This is a genomic window from Nocardia cyriacigeorgica, assembly GCF_010858045.1.
GTDB classification, from domain to species: domain Bacteria; phylum Actinomycetota; class Actinomycetes; order Mycobacteriales; family Mycobacteriaceae; genus Nocardia; species Nocardia cyriacigeorgica_E.
This window is the reverse complement of the sequence record NZ_JAAGVC010000009.1, coordinates 85,129-105,318: the sequence shown is the minus strand read 5'-3', so window position 1 is coordinate 105,318 and position 20,190 is coordinate 85,129. Positions and strand designations below refer to the sequence as shown.

Annotated in this window: 20 protein-coding genes; 9 read left to right on the top strand and 11 right to left on the bottom strand. The window is 68.2% G+C overall.

Features of this window, described 5'->3' with window-relative positions:
• Position 1: 1 nt before the first annotated feature.
• Together GV790_RS11680 and GV790_RS11675 are read right to left on the bottom strand one after the other, a co-directional pair.
• Complete coding sequence (locus GV790_RS11680; RefSeq protein ID WP_249357801.1) at positions 2-865, bottom strand: MlaE family ABC transporter permease; 864 nt, start codon at positions 863-865, stop codon at positions 2-4.
• A 3-nt stretch (positions 866-868) separates the two neighbouring features.
• Entirely contained in the window at positions 869-1,687 is an 819-nt protein-coding gene (locus tag GV790_RS11675) for an MlaE family ABC transporter permease (protein ID WP_178127797.1), read from the bottom strand.
• A gap of 550 nt (positions 1,688-2,237) precedes the next feature.
• Here GV790_RS11675 and GV790_RS11670 point away from each other — a divergent pair.
• Complete coding sequence (locus GV790_RS11670; protein ID WP_163813375.1) at positions 2,238-2,912, top strand: S1 family peptidase; 675 nt, start codon at positions 2,238-2,240, stop codon at positions 2,910-2,912.
• Between the two features lie 48 nt (positions 2,913-2,960).
• On the opposite strand, the gene GV790_RS11665 is transcribed toward GV790_RS11670, so the two are convergent.
• Together GV790_RS11665 and lppU are read right to left on the bottom strand one after the other, a co-directional pair.
• Positions 2,961-4,442, bottom strand: a complete 1,482-nt coding sequence (locus GV790_RS11665; RefSeq protein WP_163813374.1) for an MFS transporter — start codon at positions 4,440-4,442, stop codon at positions 2,961-2,963.
• 21 nt (positions 4,443-4,463) lie between these two features.
• Positions 4,464-5,096, bottom strand: coding sequence for an LppU family putative lipoprotein (gene lppU / locus GV790_RS11660; RefSeq protein ID WP_163813373.1), 633 nt, complete (start codon positions 5,094-5,096; stop codon positions 4,464-4,466).
• 210 nt (positions 5,097-5,306) lie between these two features.
• Here lppU and GV790_RS11655 point away from each other — a divergent pair, with 210 nt between their 5' ends.
• The 4 genes from GV790_RS11655 (at position 5,307) to GV790_RS11640 (ending at position 9,891) form a co-directional block, all read left to right on the top strand.
• Positions 5,307-5,825 carry a DUF6764 family protein gene (locus tag GV790_RS11655; protein WP_163813372.1) on the top strand — a complete coding sequence of 173 codons (519 nt, stop codon included), beginning with the start codon at positions 5,307-5,309 and terminating at the stop codon, positions 5,823-5,825.
• A 41-nt stretch (positions 5,826-5,866) separates the two neighbouring features.
• The gene (locus tag GV790_RS11650; protein ID WP_163813450.1) at positions 5,867-7,081 is read left to right on the top strand and encodes a serine hydrolase domain-containing protein; all 1,215 of its coding nucleotides are present in this window, start codon (positions 5,867-5,869) and stop codon (positions 7,079-7,081) included.
• Between the two features lie 32 nt (positions 7,082-7,113).
• The gene (locus tag GV790_RS11645; RefSeq protein ID WP_163813371.1) at positions 7,114-8,526 is read left to right on the top strand and encodes a cytochrome P450; all 1,413 of its coding nucleotides are present in this window, start codon (positions 7,114-7,116) and stop codon (positions 8,524-8,526) included.
• A 477-nt stretch (positions 8,527-9,003) separates the two neighbouring features.
• Entirely contained in the window at positions 9,004-9,891 is an 888-nt protein-coding gene (locus GV790_RS11640; RefSeq protein WP_375139384.1) for a L,D-transpeptidase, read from the top strand.
• Positions 9,892-9,952: 61 nt separating this feature from the next.
• Here the strand turns inward: GV790_RS11640 and GV790_RS11635 are convergent, their stop codons facing one another.
• Positions 9,953-11,965, bottom strand: coding sequence for a M13 family metallopeptidase (locus tag GV790_RS11635; protein ID WP_375139383.1), 2,013 nt, complete (start codon positions 11,963-11,965; stop codon positions 9,953-9,955).
• A gap of 106 nt (positions 11,966-12,071) precedes the next feature.
• Here GV790_RS11635 and GV790_RS11630 point away from each other — a divergent pair, with 106 nt between their 5' ends.
• Positions 12,072-12,656 (top strand): dihydrofolate reductase family protein, encoded by a 585-nt coding sequence (locus GV790_RS11630; RefSeq protein WP_163813370.1) that lies wholly within the window; start codon positions 12,072-12,074, stop codon positions 12,654-12,656.
• A 43-nt stretch (positions 12,657-12,699) separates the two neighbouring features.
• Here GV790_RS11630 and GV790_RS11625 read toward each other — a convergent pair whose 3' ends face one another.
• The 3 genes from GV790_RS11625 to GV790_RS11615 all read right to left on the bottom strand — a co-directional run bounded on the left by GV790_RS11625 (position 12,700) and on the right by GV790_RS11615 (position 15,082).
• On the bottom strand, positions 12,700-13,701 hold the full coding sequence (locus GV790_RS11625) for an RNA polymerase subunit sigma-70 (protein ID WP_163813369.1): 1,002 nt from the start codon (positions 13,699-13,701) through the stop codon (positions 12,700-12,702).
• 138 nt (positions 13,702-13,839) lie between these two features.
• Complete coding sequence (locus GV790_RS11620) at positions 13,840-14,220, bottom strand: DUF397 domain-containing protein (protein ID WP_163813368.1); 381 nt, start codon at positions 14,218-14,220, stop codon at positions 13,840-13,842.
• A 10-nt stretch (positions 14,221-14,230) separates the two neighbouring features.
• On the bottom strand, positions 14,231-15,082 hold the full coding sequence (locus GV790_RS11615; protein ID WP_163813367.1) for a helix-turn-helix domain-containing protein: 852 nt from the start codon (positions 15,080-15,082) through the stop codon (positions 14,231-14,233).
• 132 nt (positions 15,083-15,214) lie between these two features.
• On the opposite strand from GV790_RS11615, the gene GV790_RS11610 reads away from it, so the two are divergent.
• Positions 15,215-15,739: a hypothetical protein gene (locus GV790_RS11610; protein WP_163813366.1), complete on the top strand. Its 525-nt coding sequence runs from the start codon at positions 15,215-15,217 to the stop codon at positions 15,737-15,739.
• Here GV790_RS11610 and GV790_RS11605 read toward each other — a convergent pair.
• Both GV790_RS11605 and GV790_RS11600 read right to left on the bottom strand, forming a co-directional pair.
• A complete protein-coding gene (locus GV790_RS11605) occupies positions 15,717-16,187 on the bottom strand; it encodes a DUF4190 domain-containing protein (RefSeq protein ID WP_163813365.1) in 471 nt (156 codons plus the stop codon). The genes GV790_RS11610 and GV790_RS11605 overlap by 23 nt on opposite strands.
• Before the next feature lie 117 nt (positions 16,188-16,304).
• Positions 16,305-17,096, bottom strand: a complete 792-nt coding sequence (locus GV790_RS11600; RefSeq protein ID WP_163813364.1) for a pirin family protein — start codon at positions 17,094-17,096, stop codon at positions 16,305-16,307.
• 224 nt (positions 17,097-17,320) lie between these two features.
• Here GV790_RS11600 and GV790_RS11595 point away from each other — a divergent pair, with 224 nt between their 5' ends.
• Both GV790_RS11595 and GV790_RS11590 read left to right on the top strand, forming a co-directional pair.
• The gene (locus GV790_RS11595; RefSeq protein ID WP_163813363.1) at positions 17,321-17,788 is read left to right on the top strand and encodes an NUDIX hydrolase; all 468 of its coding nucleotides are present in this window, start codon (positions 17,321-17,323) and stop codon (positions 17,786-17,788) included.
• 150 nt (positions 17,789-17,938) lie between these two features.
• Positions 17,939-19,273: an MFS transporter gene (locus tag GV790_RS11590; RefSeq protein WP_163813447.1), complete on the top strand. Its 1,335-nt coding sequence runs from the start codon at positions 17,939-17,941 to the stop codon at positions 19,271-19,273.
• Between the two features lie 143 nt (positions 19,274-19,416).
• On the opposite strand, the gene GV790_RS31640 is transcribed toward GV790_RS11590, so the two are convergent.
• The gene (locus GV790_RS31640; protein ID WP_163813362.1) at positions 19,417-20,115 is read right to left on the bottom strand and encodes a hypothetical protein; all 699 of its coding nucleotides are present in this window, start codon (positions 20,113-20,115) and stop codon (positions 19,417-19,419) included.
• Positions 20,116-20,190 lie beyond the last annotated feature (75 nt).

Genomic DNA, 20,190 nt, shown 5'->3' with positions numbered 1-20,190 from the left:
CCTACCCCGAGATCCGGATGCCGGGGTTGACACCCCAGATTGCCAAGGTCATGAACAGGTCGGCGAAGACGACGACGATGATGCACATCTTGATCGCGCGGCCCGCTGCCACACCGACACCCTCGGGTCCACCCGAGGCGAAAAAGCCGTAGTAGCACTGGATGAACGTGGTGATCGCGACGAACACGATCGCTTTGAGCAGCGAATACAGCACGTCGGTCGGTATCAGGAATTGGTAGAAGTAATGCATGTAGGTACCGCTGTCGGTGCCGCCGATCAGCTGCACGGTGACCGCACAGGAGATGTAGGCCATGGCAAGGCCGAGGCAGTACAGCGGGACGATGGTGATCATCGCGGCGATCATCCGGGTGCTGACCAGGTAGGGCAGCGGGCGGATGGCGACCGATTCGAGCGCGTCGATCTCCTCGGAGATGCGCATGGCGCCCAGTTGAGCGGTGAACCGGCAGCCGGCCTGCGCCGCGAACGCCAGCGCCGCCAGCAGCGGGCCGAGCTCACGGGTGGTCGCGAAGGCCGAGATGGCGCCGGTGATCGGGCTGAGGCCGAGCAGGTTCAGTGAGGTGTGGCCCTGGATGCCGACGGTCATACCGCCGAAGGCGGACAGGATCAGGATGACGCCGATGGTGCCGCCACCGACGACGAGATTGCCGTTGCCCCAGGTGACGTCGGACAGCAGCCGCCAGACTTCCTTCGGGTACTGCTTGAACGCCAGCGGCATCGAGCCGATGGAGCGCAGGAAGAAGAACACCTGGTGGCCGAGGCGGGCCAGCATGTCCTTGGGCGCGGTGGCCGCGCTGCGGAGCTTCTGGAAGGGCCGCAGCAGGGGCGGCACATAGGTCGCTGACACCGGCTACACCACCGTCGGGGGGAAGAGGGTGTTGTAGACCTGCGTGAAGATGACGTTCACGCCGAACAACATCACCGCGGACATCACGACGGCGGTGTTGACCGAGTTGGCCACACCACCGGGGCCGCCGCGGGTGTTGAGCCCGGTGTCGCAGGCGATGATCGCCGCGAGCAGGCCGAACAGCAGCGACTTGACCAGGGCTACCAGCAGATCCAAGGTCACCGCGAACGAGGAGAAGGTGGCGATGTAGGAGCCAGGGGTGCCGCCCTGGGCGAAGATGTTGAAGATGTAGCCGGTCAGGAAGCCGACGAAGACGACGAATCCGCACAGCAGCACGCTGACGATCATCGCCGCGCCGAGCCGGGGGGCGACCAGCCGCCGCATCGGGTCGACGCCCATCACCTTCATGGCGTCGATTTCCTCGCGGATGGTCCGGGAGCCGAGGTCGGCGCAGATGGCCGAACCGACGGCGCCCGCGATCATCAGCACGGTGACCAGTGGTGCGCCCTGCTGGATGATGCCGAGGCCGTTGGCCGCACCGATGAACGAGGTGGCGCCGACCTGACCGGCGACCGCACCGACCTGAATCGAGACGATGACGCCGATGGGGATGGCGACCAGCAGGGTGGGCGCGGCGGCGACGCTGGCCATGAAGGCGCACTGGCGGATGAACTCGTCGAACGGGAACCGCCGCCGGAAGATCGAGACGACGAGTTCGGTGACGGCCTGTGCGCCCATCGTCATCTGACGGCCGAGGGTTTCCAGCGACTTTTTGGGATGGTCGCGCCAGTAGTCCTTGGTCCACTCGACCGCATCGCTCAATCTCGAACCCGCTGGTGGACTCTTGGTCGACTGCACTGACTAACCCCTCTCGACGTCGGTTTACCTGCCCCGACGACTTGTTTGCTTGACGCACCTTACTACGGAGTAGCGCAGAACACACCATAGACATGTGATTGCGGTCATAGACCGTTGTCACTATGCACTGTGACCACTGAGTTATCGCCGCGGAGTTGGTATTGATCCCAATCTTTCGCGGAATAGAACTAGAACAAGTTACAGATCCCCAGCACGGAGGCGGGACCGGTCGGCGAGTCGGTTCCCAATAAATAGGGAAACCATTCATCGAAAATTGCGCGGATTCAATTCTGGACAGCCGACCATGACAAGACTCGCTTTGTAAACTTCGCCGACAATAATAGAGTCGGTGATAGCAAGGGGCTATTTCGCAGGAAAGAGACAGCACCGGCTAGATGTATGGAAACCGGCGTCGTGGCGGGCTCGCCCCGGCCGATGACGCGCCCGAGCACAAATACTGACACGATGGGTCTCGCAGATTGATATCGTGCGGGCTTCCGACGTCTGGAGGGACATGTTCAGCAAACTCGCCAAGGCGGCCAACGCCGTCCTCGCCGTCGCCATCGGAGCGGCGCTGCTCGGGACCGGCGCTGGCGCCGCCGGCGCCGCACCAGGCGCGCCGGTCATCGGCGGCGGATCCGGAATCGTCATCGACAATCAGTTCGAGTGCACGGTCACCACGGTCGGCCACGATGCGGCGGGACGACTGGTCGGACTCACCGCCGGACACTGCGGCGACGCGGGTGCGCAGGTGTACGCCGAGGTGAACCGCGGCTACGGACCGATCGGCAAGTTCGTCTTCTCCAACCACGAACTCGATTACGCCGTCATCCAGTTCGATCCGAACCGGATCACCCCGGTGAACCGGATCGGCAACGTCACCATCACCGGGATCGGCGCCGCGCCGCAGTTCCCGACCATCGTCTGTAAGGAAGGCCGGACCACCGGCAACACCTGCGGCGTCACGTGGGGCGATGTCTTCCAGACCAACTACGAGACCTGGGCCCAGATGTGCGTGGTCGAAGGCGACTCCGGCGCACCGGTGGTCGTCGGGTCCACCCTGGTCGGCATGGTGAATGCCTACCTGGCCATCGCCTGCTTCGGCCCCGAGGTCGGCACCAACCTGACCGCGATCATGGACGACGTCAACGCGCGCGGCGGGACGGGCTCGGGTTTCCGGCCCATCTGATCACCCCGGAACGCGAACGATACGAATGAGCGGGCGGATATCGCCCGCTCATTCGGCGTTTCCGGGGCGTTCCGGCCGGCTGTCGGCGCGTGCCGGAGCGAGCGCGGGCGCGGAGATGCCGCACTGCGGCATGCAGTCGACATCGTCCAGTGTGGGCGCGAGCCTGCGCGGTGCGCGCAACAGCACCGCCGCGAGCACCGCGCCGGTGAGCAGCAATCCGACGCAGATCCACATGGCGACCCCGAAGCCGGAGTCGAACGCCGCGGGATCGCCGAGCGCACCGGAGATTCCGGCCAGACCGGGCAGCGCGGCCACCGCCAGCAGCTGGGCCGTCCTGGCGACGGCGTTGTTGACCCCGGAGGCGATGCCCGCCTCACTCGGGTCGACGGCGCCGAGCACGGCGCCGGTGAGCGGGGCGACCAGGACCGCGAGCCCGAGGCCGAACAACAGCACCCCCGGCAGCACATCCACCGGGTAGGCGGCGCCGGGGCCGACGCCGAGCAGCAGCATGAGGCCGAACGCGGCCAGCACCGGCCCGGCCGTCATCGGCAGCCGCGGCCCGTGCCGCTGCGCCCACCGTCCGGCCGGGGCCGACAGCAGCAGCATCAGCACGGTGACCGGCACCGTCGCCATACCCGCCTGCAACGGCGAGTACCCCGCCACCACTTGCAGTTCGAGTACCAGCAGGAAGAACACCCCGCCCAGCGCCGCGTAGACGGCGAGCGTCACCAGGTTGGCGGCGGTGAACACCCGGGAGGCGAACAGCGACGGCGGCACCAGCGGATGGTCACTGCGCAATTCGATCACCACGAACACCCCGAGCAGCAGCACACCCGCGAGCACCAGCCACGGCATCGCGTCGATCAAGCCGAGGGTGAGCGCGGCGAGCGCCACCGCGACCACGAACGCACCGGGAACATCGAGGCGGGTATCGGCGTCCGGATCGCGGCTTTCCGGCACGTGCCGCATCGCCACCAGCACCACGATCAGCGTCAACGGGACGTTGAGGAAGAAGATCGACCGCCAACCGGCCAGCTCGATCAGCCAGCCGCCGAGCAGCGGGCCGATGGCGCCCGCCACCCCGCCGAAACCGGACCACAGCCCGATCGCCGCGCCCTGATCACGGGCGTCGATCGAGGACGAGATCAACGCCAGACTGCCGGGGGTGAGCAGCGCACCGGCCATGCCTTGCAGGATCCGCGCGACGATCAGCATCTCGATGTTGACCGCCGCACCGCACAGCACCGAGGCGAGCGCGAATCCGATCACGCCCCAGACGAATACCGTGCGCCTGCCGAGCCGGTCGCCCAGCGATCCACCGAGCAGGATGAACGAGGCCAGCGTCAGGGTGTAGCCGTTGAGCGTCCACTGCAGGCCTGCGACATCGGTGTCGAGTGCGGCGCCGATCTCCGGCAGCGCGATATTGACGACGGTCGCGTCGAGCGAGGCCACCGACGACCCGAGCACGGTGGCCAGCAGAATCCAGCGGCCGGTTCCCGAGCCTAGGCGCGGCAGCTGCGTGGTGCTCACCGCTCCCAAGATACGGCGGAGTTACAGCTCCTCGACGCACACGACGAAACGGCGCTCCGGATACACGTACCCGCTGCCGCCCGAGCCGCACGCGTCGGCGGAGTCGGCGTCCTGCTCGATCGAGAGCACCTTCACGCCGTCGACGGCCGGTTCGGTGCAGTCCACCCGCTTGGGATCCTCACCGCCGACATCCATACAGCCGCCGACCACCCAGTCGATATCCAGGCACAGCGCGCCCTGCTCGACTCCGTTGACGGTTTCGGCGTAGTAGCTGTCGGCGTCGCTGACGCATTCGGACCGCTTGGCCACCTTGCCGATGACCTTGTAGTTGGCCGCGCGGCTGCCACAGGAGGCCTGATCGATCTCGGCGTCGGTGGTGGTGCCGCCGAGGGTCACGCAGTCGCCGATCTCGGCGTCGAAGGAGGTGTTACCGCCGGTCGGCGCGGTGCTCGTGGTGGTGCGCGGTGCACGGGTGCTGGTCGGCTCGGAGCCCGAGGTCGATTCGGCACTGCTGGTGGGGGATATCGCGTTGTCGAGCGCGGGCTGCGCGGTACCGGTGACGGTGGTGCTGCACCCCGCCGCGAACGGCACGAGCGCCGCGGCGACGGCACAGGCCGCCAGCGCCCGATGGGCGAAGGTCGAACGACCAGACACGAAAAGTCCTCCCGAACTTACAACGCCGAACTCACACCCCCATACGAATCCGAAGTCCACAACAGTGCTTGGAATACCTCGAAATGAATACACCACCGCTTCGGTGCGGTCGAGTCGAGCGCCGCGCCGCGCGTCGCGCATGCGCCGGGAACCGCCCCCGCAGCAACGATCTCGCCTATGGTGGGGAGGCCGGTGCGAGAGGAGTCGGACATGAAGCTGATCAGCGCGATCGCCTGCGCCACCGCGACAGCCGGGGCCTGTTTCGCGGCACCGGCGGTGGCCTCGGCAAATACTGTGCAATGCGCCGCGGACAACGGAGCCGACGTGATGATCCTCGATGGCGACCACGGCTGCCGCGCGCGCTCGGGCCCGACCGGTAAGGCGCGCTCGGCCGGGGTGGACGGCATGGGTTACGCCATAGCATCGTCGGGCGCCACCGCGGTCGGGATCGGCGCGGCGGGCGGACTCGGCGCGAGCGAAGGCGTCGGTGGCGTGCCGATCGCCGTCGGGCTCGGACCCGATGCCGTGGCGTTGACCTCGCTGCTGCCGGTGGGCGGCGCACCGAGTTCCACCGCGGTGGCGGTATCGCTGGCGCTGGACGGCTCACGCGCCCAGGTGCTCTCCGGCGAAGACGCCGTGGTGTGCTTGGGCGTGGCGGCGTTCGCCTGGAATGCCGGTACCGGCGAGGCCTGCCTGGCGACACCGGTGGGCCGCTGGCAGCGGTCGTGAGCACGGCCGAGCCCGCGCGCCGGCTCTCGGCCCCGCGCGAGATGCTGGTCGACCCGCGGTTCATCCGGCTGGCCGACCATTTCTTCGGGATGTTCAGCCAGCCCAGCCGGGGTGGCGGCGCGCTGGCGATCTATCTGGACGGCGAACCGGTCGTCGACATCTGGGCCGGCTGGGCGGCCAAGGACAAGCGCTGGAACGGCGAGAACGTCGCGCTCACCTTCTCCACCGGCAAGGGCGTCGCCTCCACGGTGCTGCATCGGGTGGCCGAACGCGGGCTCATCGATTACGACACGCCCGTCGCCGAGTACTGGCCGGAGTTCGCCGCGCACGGCAAACAGGACATCACCGTGCGCGATGTGCTCTCCCACCGCGCGGGCCTGCATCGGGTGCGCGGGCTGGTGCCGGGCCGCGAGGGCATCCTCGACTACGACTCGGTGGTGCGGGCGCTGGCCGACAGCCCGCCCGACCCGCGGCGCATCCGCACCTCCGGCTACCACGCCATCACCTTCGGCTGGCTGGTCGCCGAGCTGGTCCAGCGGGTGACCGGCGACCCCTTCACCGACGTGCTGCGACGCGAGATCGCGATCCCGCTCGGCACCGACGAATTCTGGTTCCGGGTGCCCGAATCCGAGCGCTACCGGATCGCCAAGACGTTCCCGCATCTGGCTCCGCCCGGCATCCGGTGGAACACCGCGTCGTCGGTGCTGTCGTGGGTGCGGCCGATCCGCGGGCTGGCCGAGGCCGGAATGCCGGAGAGTTTCGACGAGCTGGTGCGCGATCCACGCGTGCACGATGCGGTGATGCCGGGCTGGAACGGCGTGTTCTCGGCGCGGGCGCTGGCCAGGATGTACGGGGCACTCGCCAATCACGGACAGGTCGCCGGCCTCGGCGCCGATCGCGGGCGCACGATCCGGTTCTTGAAGCCCGAGACCATCGAGAAGATCAATCAGGTACAGCCGACCGAGAGCCGCGACTATGTGCTCGGGTTCCCGCTGCGGTTCACCCTCGGCTATCACCGTCCGGTGCTGATGACCAAACAGCAGCCGCGAAAAGCGTTCGGGCACTACGGCGTCGGCGGGTCCGGCGCGTATGCCGATCCCTTGCTCGGCATGTCGGTCGCGTTCGTCACCAACCGCCTCGGCAATGCGGTCACCGCACTCGGTGATGCCCGGCTGGCCCGGTTGGCGGCACTTGCGCGCAATACCGTCCGCAAAGAACGTCCCGTCGACGATCTCGACCCCGTCCACGAGCACTGAACCGCCGCATACCGCCTGCCGTATCCAGCGGTATGGAACCGAGCACCCGCGCCGGGCAGGTGGTGCTGCGCCGGCCGCGCGCGGCGCTCGTGCATGCCGCCGCGGCGGGTGTGGACTTCCAGTGGTACTTCCGCAGGCGCCGCGCGCGCGACGGCGATCCGTTCCTCGTGCCGTTTCCGGGACTGGGCGAAGCGGTGTTCACCGGCACCCCCGAGGGCGCGCGCGAGGTGTTCCGCGCGCCGCTCGACGCCCTGGTGCCGCCGCGGCCGAATCCGATCGAACCGCTCGTCGGCACGGCCTCGCTCATCCTGACCGGCGGCGAACGGCATCGCCGCGACCGCGCGCTGCTGGCGCCGGCCCTGCACGGGTCGCGGGTGCGCGGCTACGGCGAACTCATCGCGGAATCGGTGCGGGCCGAGGTGGATCGGTGGCGTCCCGGCAGCGTCATCGATGCGGGTTCGGCGGCTACCGCGATCACGCTGCGGGTGATCCTGGAGGCGGTGTTCGGCGTCGGCGCCGAACACCGGCCCGCCTACATCGCCGCGATCGGCGCGTTCCTCGGCAGCTTCTCCGGCCCCCTGATGCTGGCGCCGGTACTGCGCCGCGGCCTGTTCGGACTGACACCGTGGGACCGGTTCGTCGCCGCGCGCGAGCGGCTGGACCACCTGTTGCTCGCCGATATCGCCGAGCGGCGCGACGGGTCGGCGCGCGTACGCCGCGACGGTTCGGCACGCCGACGACATAGCGGCGCAGCGGACGAACGGCGCGATGGCGCACCGGGCGAGGACATCGCATCGACCCTGCTCGGCACCCGCTACGACGACGGCAGCACGATCTCCGATCGCGACCTGTGCGATCAGCTGCGGACCCTGCTCGTCGCAGGTCATGAGACCACCGCCAACACGCTGGTCTGGGCACTGCTTCGAGTGCATCGCGAACCCGCCGTACTGCACCGGTTGCGCGAGGAACTGCGGGACGCGGGCCCGGATGCGGCACCGGAGGAACTGCTCCGGCTGCCCTACCTCGATGCCGTCTGCCAGGAAACCCTGCGCTTGCATCCGGCCGTGCCGATCGTGCTGCGCAGGCTGAGCACACCGTTCACCCTGCGTGGTGTACCGCTTGCCCCCGACGCCATCATGGGCGTCGCGGTTCCGCTGCTGCATTCGGATCCGGCGGCGTGGTCCGAGCCGGATCGGTTCCGCCCCGAACGGTTCCTGGACCGCCGCTACACCCCGTTCGAGTTCGCGCCCTTCGGCGGCGGTCATCGCCGCTGCGTGGGGGCCGCGCTCGCCGATGCCGAACTACGCATCGCCCTCGCGACGATCGTCGGTCGCACCCGGCTGCGGCTCGCGCCGCCGCTGGATCACGGCCGCTTGCCCCGCGCGCTGCCGCGCGGGATCGCCACCGGACCGAGCAGGCGGATCCGATTCACGGTGCGCGAGTGATTTAGCTCACCAACAGGTTTGAGTCCGTCCGATACCGGCCGGCCGGGTCGATCACCGCACCGCCTGCGACTCACCGGTGTGAGCGGCGCGTTTCGCCGCACCACCGGCCGCCGTCGCGGGCCATGCGCAAACGAACAACCGGTGGCGGTTGCCTATCACCGCCGCACCCGGCTGGAAACGTCGGCTCATCAACGGTAGGAATGGTCGGCGGAGCGGTAGGTGTAGCCGCCAGGGTCGCCGCCGCCATGGCAGCGGATCCGCGGATACCCGGTCGGGGCCGCTCCGGGCTCCACGACCCGTCGGTGCGCCGAGAACGATACGCACGCCGCGGGGGCCGCGCATGTTCGATGCCGAAGCCGTGGGGTGCTCCGCAGGTCCGGTGAGCAGTCACCGGGCCGCTCCGCAGGTCGCGCGCGAACGCGCCGTGCAATCCACGGCGAGCGGGTGCGGCCGAGAGATGGAATGGACGAAGAACATATGTATGCCGCCAAGACCACCGAGTCGATGACCACGCGCCGTCGCGGCGCGCACCGGCTCCGCCAGGGCGTCCTGTTGACCGCGGCGGTCGCCACCGCGGGCGCTTTGCTCGTCGCTCCTGCCCAGGCCGCGCCCCAGCTACCGTCGGGTTCGGCGGAAATGGCCACCGAACCGGTGCCGCCGCAGGCCAACTTCGCACCGCCGAGCCTCAACCCCGGCGAGGGCGAGGTGGTCGGCGTCGCGCAGCCGATCATCATCAACTTCAAGGAGCCGGTGGGCGACCGTGCCGCCGCCGAACGCGCCATCAAGATCACCTCGTCGAACCCGGCGGAGGGTCACTTCTACTGGTTCAGCGACAAGCAGGTGCGCTGGCGGCCCAACGAGTTCTGGCCGGCCGAAACCGACGTCGTGGTGGAGGCGGGCGGCAGCCGCAGCGCCTTCCGGGTCGGCGAGGCGCTGATCGCCACCGCCGACGACAACACCAAGACCATCACCGTCACCCGCAACGGTGAGGTGGTCAAGACCATGCCGACCTCGATGGGCAAGCCCGACCACGAGACCCCCAACGGCACCTACATCGTGGGCGAGAAGCGCCGCGAGATGGTGATGGATTCCTCCACCTACGGTGTGCCGATCGACGATCCGGAGGGCTACAAGCTCGACGTCGAGTACGCCACCCGCATCTCCAACAGCGGCATCTTCGTGCATGCCGCGCCGTGGTCGGTGGGCCAGCAGGGTGTGTCGAATGTCAGCCACGGCTGCCTCAATGTCAGCACCGAGGACGCCAAGTGGTTCTTCGAGAACGTCAAGAAGGGCGACGCGGTGGTCGTGCAGAACACCGCGGGCGGCACCCTCAACCAGCGTGACGGGCTGGGCGACTGGAACTGATCCACTGATACCGCAACGGCGGCGCGTCCCTTCCGGGCGCGCCGCCGTTGTCGTTCGCGGCCTACCAGATCTTGACGCGCTCTTCCGGCTCCAGGTACAGGGCGTCGCCGGGCTGGATGTCGAAGGCCTCGTGGAAGGCATCGATATTGCGCACCACGGCATTGCAGCGGAATTCCGGCGGCGAATGCGGGTCGGTGGCCAGCCTGCGGATGGCCTCTTCCGGCCGGATCTTGCTGCGCCACACCTGCGCCCAGCCGTAGAAGACCCGCTGCAATCCCGTCAGCCCGTCGATGACGGGCGGCTCGGCCCCGTTCAGTGAAATCCGGTACGCCTCCAGCGCGATCGACAGCCCGCCGAGATCGCCGATGTTCTCGCCGATGGTGAATTCACCGTTGACGGTGTGCTCATCGGGCAGGTCCGTGGGCGACAGCACGCCGTATTGATCGATCAATGCCTTTGTGCGCTTGGCGAATTCGCTGCGGTCGGCATCGGTCCACCAGTCGACCATATTGCCGTCGCCGTCGTACTTGGCGCCCTGATCGTCGAAACCGTGCCCGATCTCGTGCCCGATCACCGCCCCGATTCCGCCGTAGTTGGCGGCGTCGTCGGCGTTCATATCGAAGAACGGCGGCTGCAGAATCGCTGCGGGGAAAACGATTTCGTTCATGCCCGGGTTGTAATAGGCGTTGACGGTCTGCGGCGTCATATGCCATTCGTCGCGGTCCACCGGGCCGCCCAGCTTGTTCAGATCCCGGTCCACTTCGAAGGCGTAGCCGCGACGGTAATTGCCGACCAGATCGTCGGCGGCGATCTCCAGCGTCGAATAGTCGCGCCAGCGGTCGGGGTAACCGATCTTCGGAGTGAACTTCTCCAGCTTGGCCAGTGCAGCCTTCCTGGTATCGGGCCCCATCCATTCCAGCTCGGAGATATTGCGGCGGTAGGCCTCTCGCAGGTTCTCCACCAGCTCGACCATGCGTTCCTTGGCCGCCGGCGGAAAGTGCCGCTCCACATACAGTTTGCCGACGGCCTCGCCGAGCAGGTCCTGCACCAGCGACACCGCGCGCTTCCAGCGTTCGCGGTTCTCCTGGGCGCCGGTGAGCGTGCGGCCGTAGAAGTCGAAGTTCTCGTCGACCAGTTCCTCGGTCAGATAGGGTGCGCGAGCCCGGAGTACCCGCCACATCGTCCACGCCTGCCAATCCGACAGCGACTCCTGCGCCCAGGTGCGGGCGAAGACACCGAGATACTCGGGCTGGCGCACGACGAGTTCGGCGAACAGCTCGCCCGCCTCCTTGGACACGTTCTCCGACAGCGCCGAACCCCAGGCCTGCCAATCGAATTCGGGATGATCGGCGACCAGTTCGGCGAAAGTGCGCAGGTTGTAGCTCAACTCGGCTTCGCGGCGGCGCACCACATCCCAGTGCCCGGCGGCCAGCTTGCGTTCGAGTTCGAACACCCGGTCGCCCACCGGCTCCGCGGGCAGCAGCCCTGCCACCGCGTCGTCGGCGGCGGCCAGCGCGAACATCCGGTCGATATGGGCGATGTAGGCGGTGCGGATCGCCTCGAATTCGTCCTGGCGGTAGTAGGACTCATCGGGCAGGCCGATGCCGGACTGGGTGAGGTTCACCAGGTAACGCTGGGAATTCTTGTCGTCGGTGTCGACGTAGACCGCGAGCGCACCGCCGACGCCGGTGCGTTGCAGGCGGCCGAGCAGGGCAGCGAACGCGGCGCGGTCGCTCACCTCGGCGATGGCCGACAGCTCATCGGCGATCGGCGTGAGCCCGGCGGCGGCCACCCGCTCGGTGTCCATGAAGCTGGCATACAGGTCGGCGACCTTGCGGCCTTCGGTGCCCGGCGCACCGCCTGCCTGCTGGATGATGGCCTTGACGTCGAGTTCGGCCTGGTCGTAGAGCGTGCGGAAGGCGCCGTCGACGGCCCGGTCGGCGGGAATCTCATAGGACTGCAGCCAGGCGCCGTTGACATGCGCGAACAGGTCGTCCTGCACCCGAACGGCCGGGTCGAGGTAGGAAAGGTCGATACCGGAGGGACTGGTCAGTTCGGAGGTCACGACCACCAGTATGCCGGTGGCCGTGATGTCGGTGGGGTGCGGCGAAAGGTCACCGATCAGGTTTTGCCGCCCCGACCGTCAGTACTTGTGCCATCGACTCACAGGAGGCCGACGCATGCGGAAACTGACTTTTGCCATGAATGTGACCCTGGACGGCTACATCGCCGCCCGCGGCGACGACCTCGGCTGGAGCGGGGGTGAAGGCCCGGACTCGTCGCCTGGTCACGAGCTGTTCGAGTGGTGGTCCGACCGGGTGGCGGAGACCGGTCTGGCGCTGTACGGGCGCAAGCTGTGGGAGGCGATGAGTTCACACTGGCCGACCGCCGACCAGCAGGCGGGCGCCACGCCGGCGGAGATCGAGTTCTCCCGCCGCTGGCGGGACATGCCGAAGGTGGTGTTCTCGTCGACGATCGGCACGGCCGACTGGAATACCCGCGTCGTCACCGGCGACCCGGTGGCCGAGATCACCCGGCTGAAAGCCGAGGACGGCGGCCCGATCGACATCGGCGGCGCGAGGCTCGCCGGCGCGGCCATGCGGGCCGGGCTGATCGACGAATATCTGCTGGTCACCCACCCGGTCCTGGTGGGTGACGGTACACCGTTCTTCACCGCACTGGACAGCTGGGTGCGGGTGAACCTCGTGGAGACCCGGACCTTTCCCGGCGGCATCCTGCTGACCCGATACGAGACGAGGCGGTGAGCACGGGACGGGCGCTGGGCTCGTGAGTGAAGGGCGTTCCCGATCACAGCGTCGGGGGTAGATCCAGCCATGACTTGCCGGTGACGTCGAATCCGGTGAGCTCGGCGATCTTCCCGTCGACGATGTGCAGGACCGCGAGGGCGAATGGCCGGTACTCCTTGTCGCCCGGCTGACGCAGATACAGCGCGGCGGCAGGCATGCGGTTGACCGTCGTGACGAAACCGCGCCAGTCGTCGCGGCCGCGCTGGAACAGCCCGCCGGAGACCCAGCCGTCGACCGCGTCCTCGGCCGTCGTGACGACGGTGCCCATTTCGGGCAGCATCGCGAACCGCAGGTGGTCGCGTAACAGGGCGGTCAGCCCGTCGAGGTCGTTGTGCTCGTGAGCCGCGATGTAGGAGTTCACCACGGCTCGCTCGGCATTCGACAGCGCGTGGGTGGCGGGACCGCGCCAGTCGAGGCGGCGGCCGGGCAGCTGCTCGCGCACCGTCACCCGCGCCCGCTGCAGTGCGCTGGTCACCGATGCGACGGTCAACTCGAGCGCGTCGGCCGCCGTCGGCGCGGGCCAGCCGAGGACGTCCCGCAGGATGAACACCGCCCGCTGCCGCGGCGGCAGGTACTGCACGGCGACGATGAACGCCAGCTCGATCGTCTCGCGCGCCACCACCGAGTCCTGCGGGTCCTCGGGAAGCATCCGGTCCGGGTACGGCTGGAGATACAGCAGGTCGGCCTCCGACAGCTCGGACGGTAGCGGGGTGCGGTTGTTGCGCTTATCCAGAAAGTCGAGGCAGACGTTCGTCGCGATCCGGTACAGCCAGGTCCGCAACCCTGCCTCGCCCCTGAACGACTCGCGCTTGTTCCACGCACGCAGGAACGTCTCCTGCGTCATGTCCATGGCGTCTTCGTAATTCGCGAGCATCCGGTAGCAATGCACTTGCAGCTCACGCCGATGGCGCTCGGTGATGAGCGCGAACCGCGCCGCATCGCCCGAGCGAATCACCGCGATGAACGTGGCCTCGTCGGCGCCCGGCGATCCAGCGTCGGTCATGGTCGTCGATCCTGCCACCGGGGCGGTGGTCATCGGATCGGAACCGACGACACCGCACGGACCGGCACGCCTATCCTCGCCGACTCGAAACCTCCTGCCGCGGAAGCCGATCGGCGGGCGCGATTACTCGAGTGACGTTCAGGCCGGCAGGATGATGCGGTCGAACTCGCCGGCGATGGCGCCGTCGAGGAAGGCCTGCCACTCCTCAGGGGTGTAGGTGAGGGTGGTGGCGCGGTGGCCGAGACTGGTGTAGCCGTCCTCGGCGGTGTGCACGGTCAAGACGCTGGTGGCGGGCCCGCGCCCGGTGACGGTGGCGATGAATGCGGTCCATTCGCATGCGGTGACGGTGATGATGGGCTCTTCGTCGGGGCGGTTGGCCGGGTTGCGGCGGTATTTGCTGTCACGGATGAGCACCGCATCACCATCGAACCGAACCTCGACACATTGATTGCCATTGTTGGATCTGCTCGATGTGAACCAGCCGCGGGCATGCGGCCGATACTTCGCGGTGGTGGCCATGGGCCGCATTTTACCCGACCACGTACCGTCTGAGCAGGGATAATGAGTCATCTCGCGACAATGATTGTTCCAGTGCGCGCACGAAGGCGAAGCTCAGATCGCGCACCTGCTCCGGGTCGTCGACGGCACCGCCGAAGACCGCGCTCTCGGCCCAGCCGAAGGTGGGTAGCCGCTCGCTGGTGAAGTCGATCAGGTGGAAACTCGACCCGCCGAGCACCGCACCGGCCGACGCGGTGAACGGGATGACGCGCACCTCGACATTGCCGAGTTCGGTCATCAGGTCCACCAGGTGACGCAATTGCGCGGCCAGCACATCCGGCCCGCCGGTCTGCTGACGCAGCGTGCCCTCGCCGACCACCGCGGTCAACTCCACCGGATCTTGCCCGCGCAACCGCCGCTGGCGCTGCATCCGGATCGCCACCAGCTGCTCCACCTGCACCGGCCGGATCATGACATCGGCGCTGATCAACGCCCTGGCGTAGGCCTCGGTCTGCAGTAGGCCAGGCACCACGGAGCTGTCGTAGCTGCGGATGCTCTGTGCGCCGTACTCCATTCCGTAGAGCCGCTGCAGTTCCGAGCCGATCAGCGCCGACGATTTCGCCCACCAGCCGCGCTGTTTACTGGCCCGCAGCAGCTCGAGCAGTTCGGCGCGTTCTTCCGGTTCCACCTCGAGCTGATCGAGCACGGGGCCGATGGTGTTGGTGGTCAGCACCCGCCTGCCCTTTTCCACATGCGACCAGTTGGCCGGTGTGAAGCCGACCAGCTTGGCGAACCCGGCCGAGTCGTAGCCGCGCTGTTCGCGCAGCTCACGCAGCCGCAGCACCAATTCCCAGCGGGCAACTGTCGGTGAAACGGGTGCCATGGCAGCCGATGCTACGCCCGCCGAAGTCATCGGCGTGTGACTATTGTCAGCGCTGGTGGCCGGGTCTACTGTCGAGGTCAGCGGTCGATCCCACCTGTACGAGATCCACCAGCGCCGAGGGCGAGGTTCGTCATGAGTACGTCCCGCACCGATTCCGAGCCGGGCAGTTATCCCGCGTCCGATCCGCCTCACCACACCCGCGCAGACTCCGAAGCGATGGCCCGCTGTCACCGCTACCGCACCGAGCACGGCCTGTTCGCCGACGTCGATCGGACATTGGGCCGCATCGTGCTCGAGATCGGGGCGGTCGGCGCGGTGGCGATGCCTGCGGTGCTCGGCCGGCAGGTGCACGACCGGCTCGACAGCCGGGGGATGCGCAACGGCCCGATCATCGCGCATCCACGCTCCTCGCGCTGGACCTTCCTCACCGAACCGGTGGACGACTCCTACCTCGATACCGATCTGTTCGCGGATCTGTTCCGCGAATGCGCGTCGGTGGCGCTGCCCGGTAGCCAGATCGTGCTGCCCTCACCGGCCGACGAACGCAACGGCTACCGGATCTGGATCAACCCGCCGCAAGGCGATTACCGGCCCGAGTTCGGCCATGTGGTGGCCGCGACCAGAGCGGTCGCGGTCAGGGCGCGGGAGTCGGGGTGATGCCGACCTTGTCTTCGATGCGCTGGTTCCATTCCCGTTCGCACTGGTCGATCTTGGCCTGATCGCCGCCGGCGTTGCTCACGCAGTCGTAGAAGTCGGTGAAGCCGGTCTCCTCGGCGAACCCCCAGTAGACGATGCCGGCGATGACGGCACCGACGATCGCGAGCGCACCGAGGATCAGCCCGATCCACGCCATGACGGCACCACCGGCACGGCCCCGCGTCGCCTTGATCACCGCGATCACGCCGAAGATCACCGCGAACAGGCCGAACAGGACGCCGCCGACGACCGTCCAGAAGCTCAGTGCGGCCAGGATGCCGAGCACCAGCGCGGTGATCGCGAGACCCTTGCGCTGGGGCGATTCCTGCCAGTATTCGGGCTGACCCGGGTACCGGCCGGGCGGCGGGGATGGATAGTCGCCGGGAGGAGGAGGCGGATACTGCGACATGGTGTCCTCTCGGTCGGGCCGCCGGCTTGGGCATCGATGGATCGCGCCCGCCGGCCTTCGATGGTAATGGCGGACCGCGTGTGGACCGGTGCGTCGGCGTCCGTTCCGGCGTGCCGCCTATGGACCGCCGAGGCGCGCGTGCATCTCCCAGACCAGGACTTCCGAGGGCATCCGCGCGGTGATGCGCTGCCCACCCGAGCGCGTCATCCGCACCGCGTCGCCCTCGTAGAGCGGGCCGACGCCCTCCATATCGACCTCGCCGCGCGCGATGAACACGTGCAGATACAGCGCGTCGGGCAACTCGATGACCGAATCGGGACCGCCCGGCTCGGTGGCCGCGAGCCGGGCCACGTGCAACGCCGAATGGCTGCTGTTGATGGCGATGGCGGTGCGGTCGCGATAGCGGGGGAGCCCGGAGGCGACGGTGACCAGGCCGCCGCCGGCCAGCTGATCGTCGATCTCGAGCTGCTGGTAGCCGGGCTCGACGCCGGGCTCATCCGGCAGCACCCACATCTGCACGAAATGGACCGGCTCGTCGTGTTCGGGTCGATTCCCGTCCAGCCGCCAGGAATCGTTCTTCTCCGAATGCATAATTCCGGTGCCCGCGCTCATCCGCTGGGCCAGGCCCGGATAGATGATTCCGCTGTGGCCGAGGGAATCCTGATGGACAAGGCTGCCGCTGAGCACCCAGGTGACGATCTCCATATCCCGATGCGGATGGGTATCGAAGCCCTGACCTGGCAGAACTATATCCTCGTTATTCACGAGCAACAGCCCGTGATGGGTGTTATCGGGGTCGTAGTGCTGGCCGAACGAGAACGAGTGTTTCGAATCGAGCCACGAGATACGCGTTTTCATGCGGTCGCCGCCGCGATGGACATCAATATGCGGAGTCGTGAGTGTGGACATCGCGGTCCTCCTCTCGGGCCCTGGCACCATCGCCTTTCCGGTCGAAGTACCGCAGGCGCGACCGCGGGCGCGCGATACTCCCCATTCCTTGTAAATTGTCTGCACTCGGCATTTTACGCGAGCGACCAGCGGATGAACGGTAGGTGAGCAGTACCGGCCGATCTGCCGAATCGGTGCGGTGGCGTAACAGAATGTGCCCCAAGGGAACCGGAGGGATGGGCCGGATGCGACCGGAAACACTCGCCCGCGTCGAGCGGCAGCTCCGCACCGAGGCGCACCGCGACGGGATCACCGACTTCGTGGTCGGCGTCGCAGTATTCCGCGACCGGAAACTGCTGGTCGTGCGGCGGGTACCGGACGATTATCACGGCGGCATGTACGAACTGCCCGGCGGCGGTGTCGAAACGGGGGAAAGCTTCGCCGAGAGCGTGGCCAGGGAACTGCACGAGGAAACCGGTCTGCGGTTACGCGCGATCACCGATTTTCTGGGCAGCTTCGACTACGCCACCAGAACGAAGGCACGAGTCCGTAAATTCGCCTTCGTGGTAGAGGCCGAACCAGGTGAGGTCGAACTGGCACCCGGCGAACACGACGCCTACGCCTGGATCGATGCCGAGGGGCTGGCCGAGTTGCCGATGGCGCCGGATATGCGGCAAACAGTCATCGCACTGGTCAGCACCGGAATTCGCTGACCACTCCCGCACCGCGGCGACCACGGCCGGGCATGCTGGGAAATATGGACAGAACCTGCTCCGGGTAGCCTCACGGCCGTGTCCAGTGCTCGCCCCGACAACCGCCATGGGGCGGACGAGTCCGGCGAGCCTGCCGCCCCCGCACCGCCGATGAACGCGCTCGGCAAGGCCAGGGCTTTTCGCACCGCCCTGCGGGAGAGCCCCGGTGTGGCGCGGCTTGCGCTGGTCCGGTTCACCGGACAGTTCGGTGACGGCATGTTCCAGGCGGCGCTCTCGGGTGCCATCCTGTTCAATCCCGAACGCGAGACCGATCCACTGGCCATCGCGGCCGGGTTCGCGGTGCTGTTGCTCCCGTATTCCTTCATCGGACCGTACGCGGGCGCGCTGCTGGACCGATGGGATCGGCGCACGGTGCTGCTGGTGGCGAATGTGCTGCGGGCAGTGCTGATCGGTGTCGTGAGCCTCGGCCTGCTCGGCGGGATCGGCGAGACGCCGCTGCTGTTGCTCGCGCTCGCGGTGGTGGGGATCAGCAGGTTCGTGATGGCGGGGGTCTCGGCCGCGCTGCCACGGGTGCTGGCGCAGCGCTGGCTGGTGCCGACGAATTCGGTGCTCGCCACGGTGGCCTCCGGCTGTGCCGGGGTGGGGGCCGCGGCGTCGGTCGCGGTGATCGGGCTGATCGGCGCGGGGGATACCGGATCGGCGGTCGCGGTGGGCGCGAGCGCGACCGGTTCGGTGGCGGGTGCGCTGCTGGCGGCCGGATTCGCGGCTCGCGCGCTCGGCCCGGAAGCCGGGTCGGCCGCACGAACCGGCACGGTGCGCGCGGTCGCGACCGGACTGCGCACCGGCGCCCGCGCGGTCTGGGATTCGGTGCAGGTCACCACCGCGATGATCGGTATCGGCACGCACCGCATCGTGTTCGGGATGAACACGCTGATCATGGTGCTGGTGCTGCGGCAGGCGCCCTCGGACGGCTCGGGCGTGGACAGCGGCCTGATCGGCTTCGGTGTCGCGATCGCCGCGACGGCGAGCGGCATGCTGGTGGCCGCGGTGGTCGCGCCGGTGCTGATCCCACGGTTGGGCAGGCCGCGCACCGTGCTGGCGGGCTTGGTGACCGCGACGGCAGTGCAGCTGCTGCTGGTGACGCCGATCGCGGTGGCCGACACGGGTGACGCCGCGCATCGGGCCCACCAACTGCTGCTTGCCGGGGCCTTCCTGTTCGGTTTGGCCGGCCAGACCATCAAACTCACCGGTGACGCGGCCATGCAGATCGATGTCGACGACACCCGGCGCGGCCAGGTGTTCGCCCTCCAGGACACCGTGTTCAATGTGGCGTTCGTGCTGGCCATCGCGCTCACCGCGCTGGTCGTCCCCACCGACGGCCGGTCACTGCCGGTGGTGGCGGCCGGTGCGGCCATCTATTGCGCGGGCGTAGCCGCCATCGCCCTGAACTCCCGGCGTGCACGGGCGGCGAGGAGCACGCGCTGAGCCGGTAGCGTCAACGCGCTGTTCACGTCGAGTAGCCGATAAGCCCCGGGTGTCCAGGCGGATCGGCCAACCCCGCACATCGACCCCTCGAACGTCGGCGGAGTTCGTCGATCCTGCCCGGACCGGCTGGACGAGGAGGACGCTCAGCCCCGCTCGTCGGCTGTGGACCCGGCCACCGCCGGATCCACAGACAGTTCTTGCTGCCCGGGCAACGCATGCACCTGCATCTCCAGGTCGAACTGCACCACCAGGCCCGCTGGATTGCCCGGCTGCATATCCGGCCGCCCGAACGGATCCACCGGCGGAATCGGCTGCGGCGGCGCGGGCATCGGGCCGGGCCGACTCGCGAGAGGCGGCTGGTCGCCGTGCCCGCCGGAAGGACCCATCGACGGCGCCGGATGGGGCGGGGCGTGCTGCCCGGAAACCGACTCGGGCGCGGCCTGCCCCGCGCGCGGATCCTCCGCGGGGCCGGGGTGTGTGGCCGCGTACCCGGCGGGGGAGTCGTGACCGGCGGGGGCCGGCGGGGCATCGCCTCGGACGATCCAGTCCAGGGGCTCACTGGCCGCGTCGGCGCTGGTTCCGGTGATCTGGTGGTCCCAGACGCCCGTGCCGGACGGGTCGGTGAAGAAGGCATCGAGTACGCCGTCGTCGTTCAGGTCGAGGGCGGCGACGTCGGCGACGCCATCGCCCTGGGTGTCCCACATGGCGTCGTCGATCAGCCCGTCGCCGTCGAAGTCCAGCTGCACGGCGTCCGGCGATCCGGCCAGTTCCAGATTCGCCTGCGTCGACCAGACGTCGACGGCGCCGTCGCCGGTTCCGAAGGCGTACTCGATCTCGTTCATATCTGCTTGGACGCGGCGCGCGCCGATCCGGTTCCACCGCGAGCAACATTCGTCGATCGGGGGCTCCCATCCCTC

Bases quoted from the DNA above. Each gene is read 5' to 3' on its own strand.
- GV790_RS31640 (WP_163813362.1), bottom strand. From the start codon at position 20,115: ATGAACGAGATCGAGTACGCCTTCGGAACCGGCGACGGCGCCGTCGAC.
- GV790_RS11590 (WP_163813447.1), top strand. From the start codon at position 17,939: ATGAACGCGCTCGGCAAGGCCAGGGCTTTTCGCACCGCCCTGCGGGAG.
- GV790_RS11625 (WP_163813369.1), bottom strand. From the start codon at position 13,701: ATGACCGACGCTGGATCGCCGGGCGCCGACGAGGCCACGTTCATCGCG.
- GV790_RS11640 (WP_375139384.1), top strand. From the start codon at position 9,004: ATGTATGCCGCCAAGACCACCGAGTCGATGACCACGCGCCGTCGCGGC.
- GV790_RS11615 (WP_163813367.1), bottom strand. From the start codon at position 15,082: ATGGCACCCGTTTCACCGACAGTTGCCCGCTGGGAATTGGTGCTGCGG.
- GV790_RS11605 (WP_163813365.1), bottom strand. From the start codon at position 16,187: ATGTCGCAGTATCCGCCTCCTCCTCCCGGCGACTATCCATCCCCGCCG.
- GV790_RS11630 (WP_163813370.1), top strand. From the start codon at position 12,072: ATGCGGAAACTGACTTTTGCCATGAATGTGACCCTGGACGGCTACATC.
- GV790_RS11670 (WP_163813375.1), top strand. From the start codon at position 2,238: ATGTTCAGCAAACTCGCCAAGGCGGCCAACGCCGTCCTCGCCGTCGCC.
- GV790_RS11655 (WP_163813372.1), top strand. From the start codon at position 5,307: ATGAAGCTGATCAGCGCGATCGCCTGCGCCACCGCGACAGCCGGGGCC.
- GV790_RS11620 (WP_163813368.1), bottom strand. From the start codon at position 14,220: ATGGCCACCACCGCGAAGTATCGGCCGCATGCCCGCGGCTGGTTCACA.
- GV790_RS11650 (WP_163813450.1), top strand. From the start codon at position 5,867: ATGCTGGTCGACCCGCGGTTCATCCGGCTGGCCGACCATTTCTTCGGG.
- GV790_RS11610 (WP_163813366.1), top strand. From the start codon at position 15,215: ATGAGTACGTCCCGCACCGATTCCGAGCCGGGCAGTTATCCCGCGTCC.
- GV790_RS11595 (WP_163813363.1), top strand. From the start codon at position 17,321: ATGCGACCGGAAACACTCGCCCGCGTCGAGCGGCAGCTCCGCACCGAG.
- GV790_RS11645 (WP_163813371.1), top strand. From the start codon at position 7,114: ATGGAACCGAGCACCCGCGCCGGGCAGGTGGTGCTGCGCCGGCCGCGC.
- GV790_RS11600 (WP_163813364.1), bottom strand. From the start codon at position 17,096: ATGTCCACACTCACGACTCCGCATATTGATGTCCATCGCGGCGGCGAC.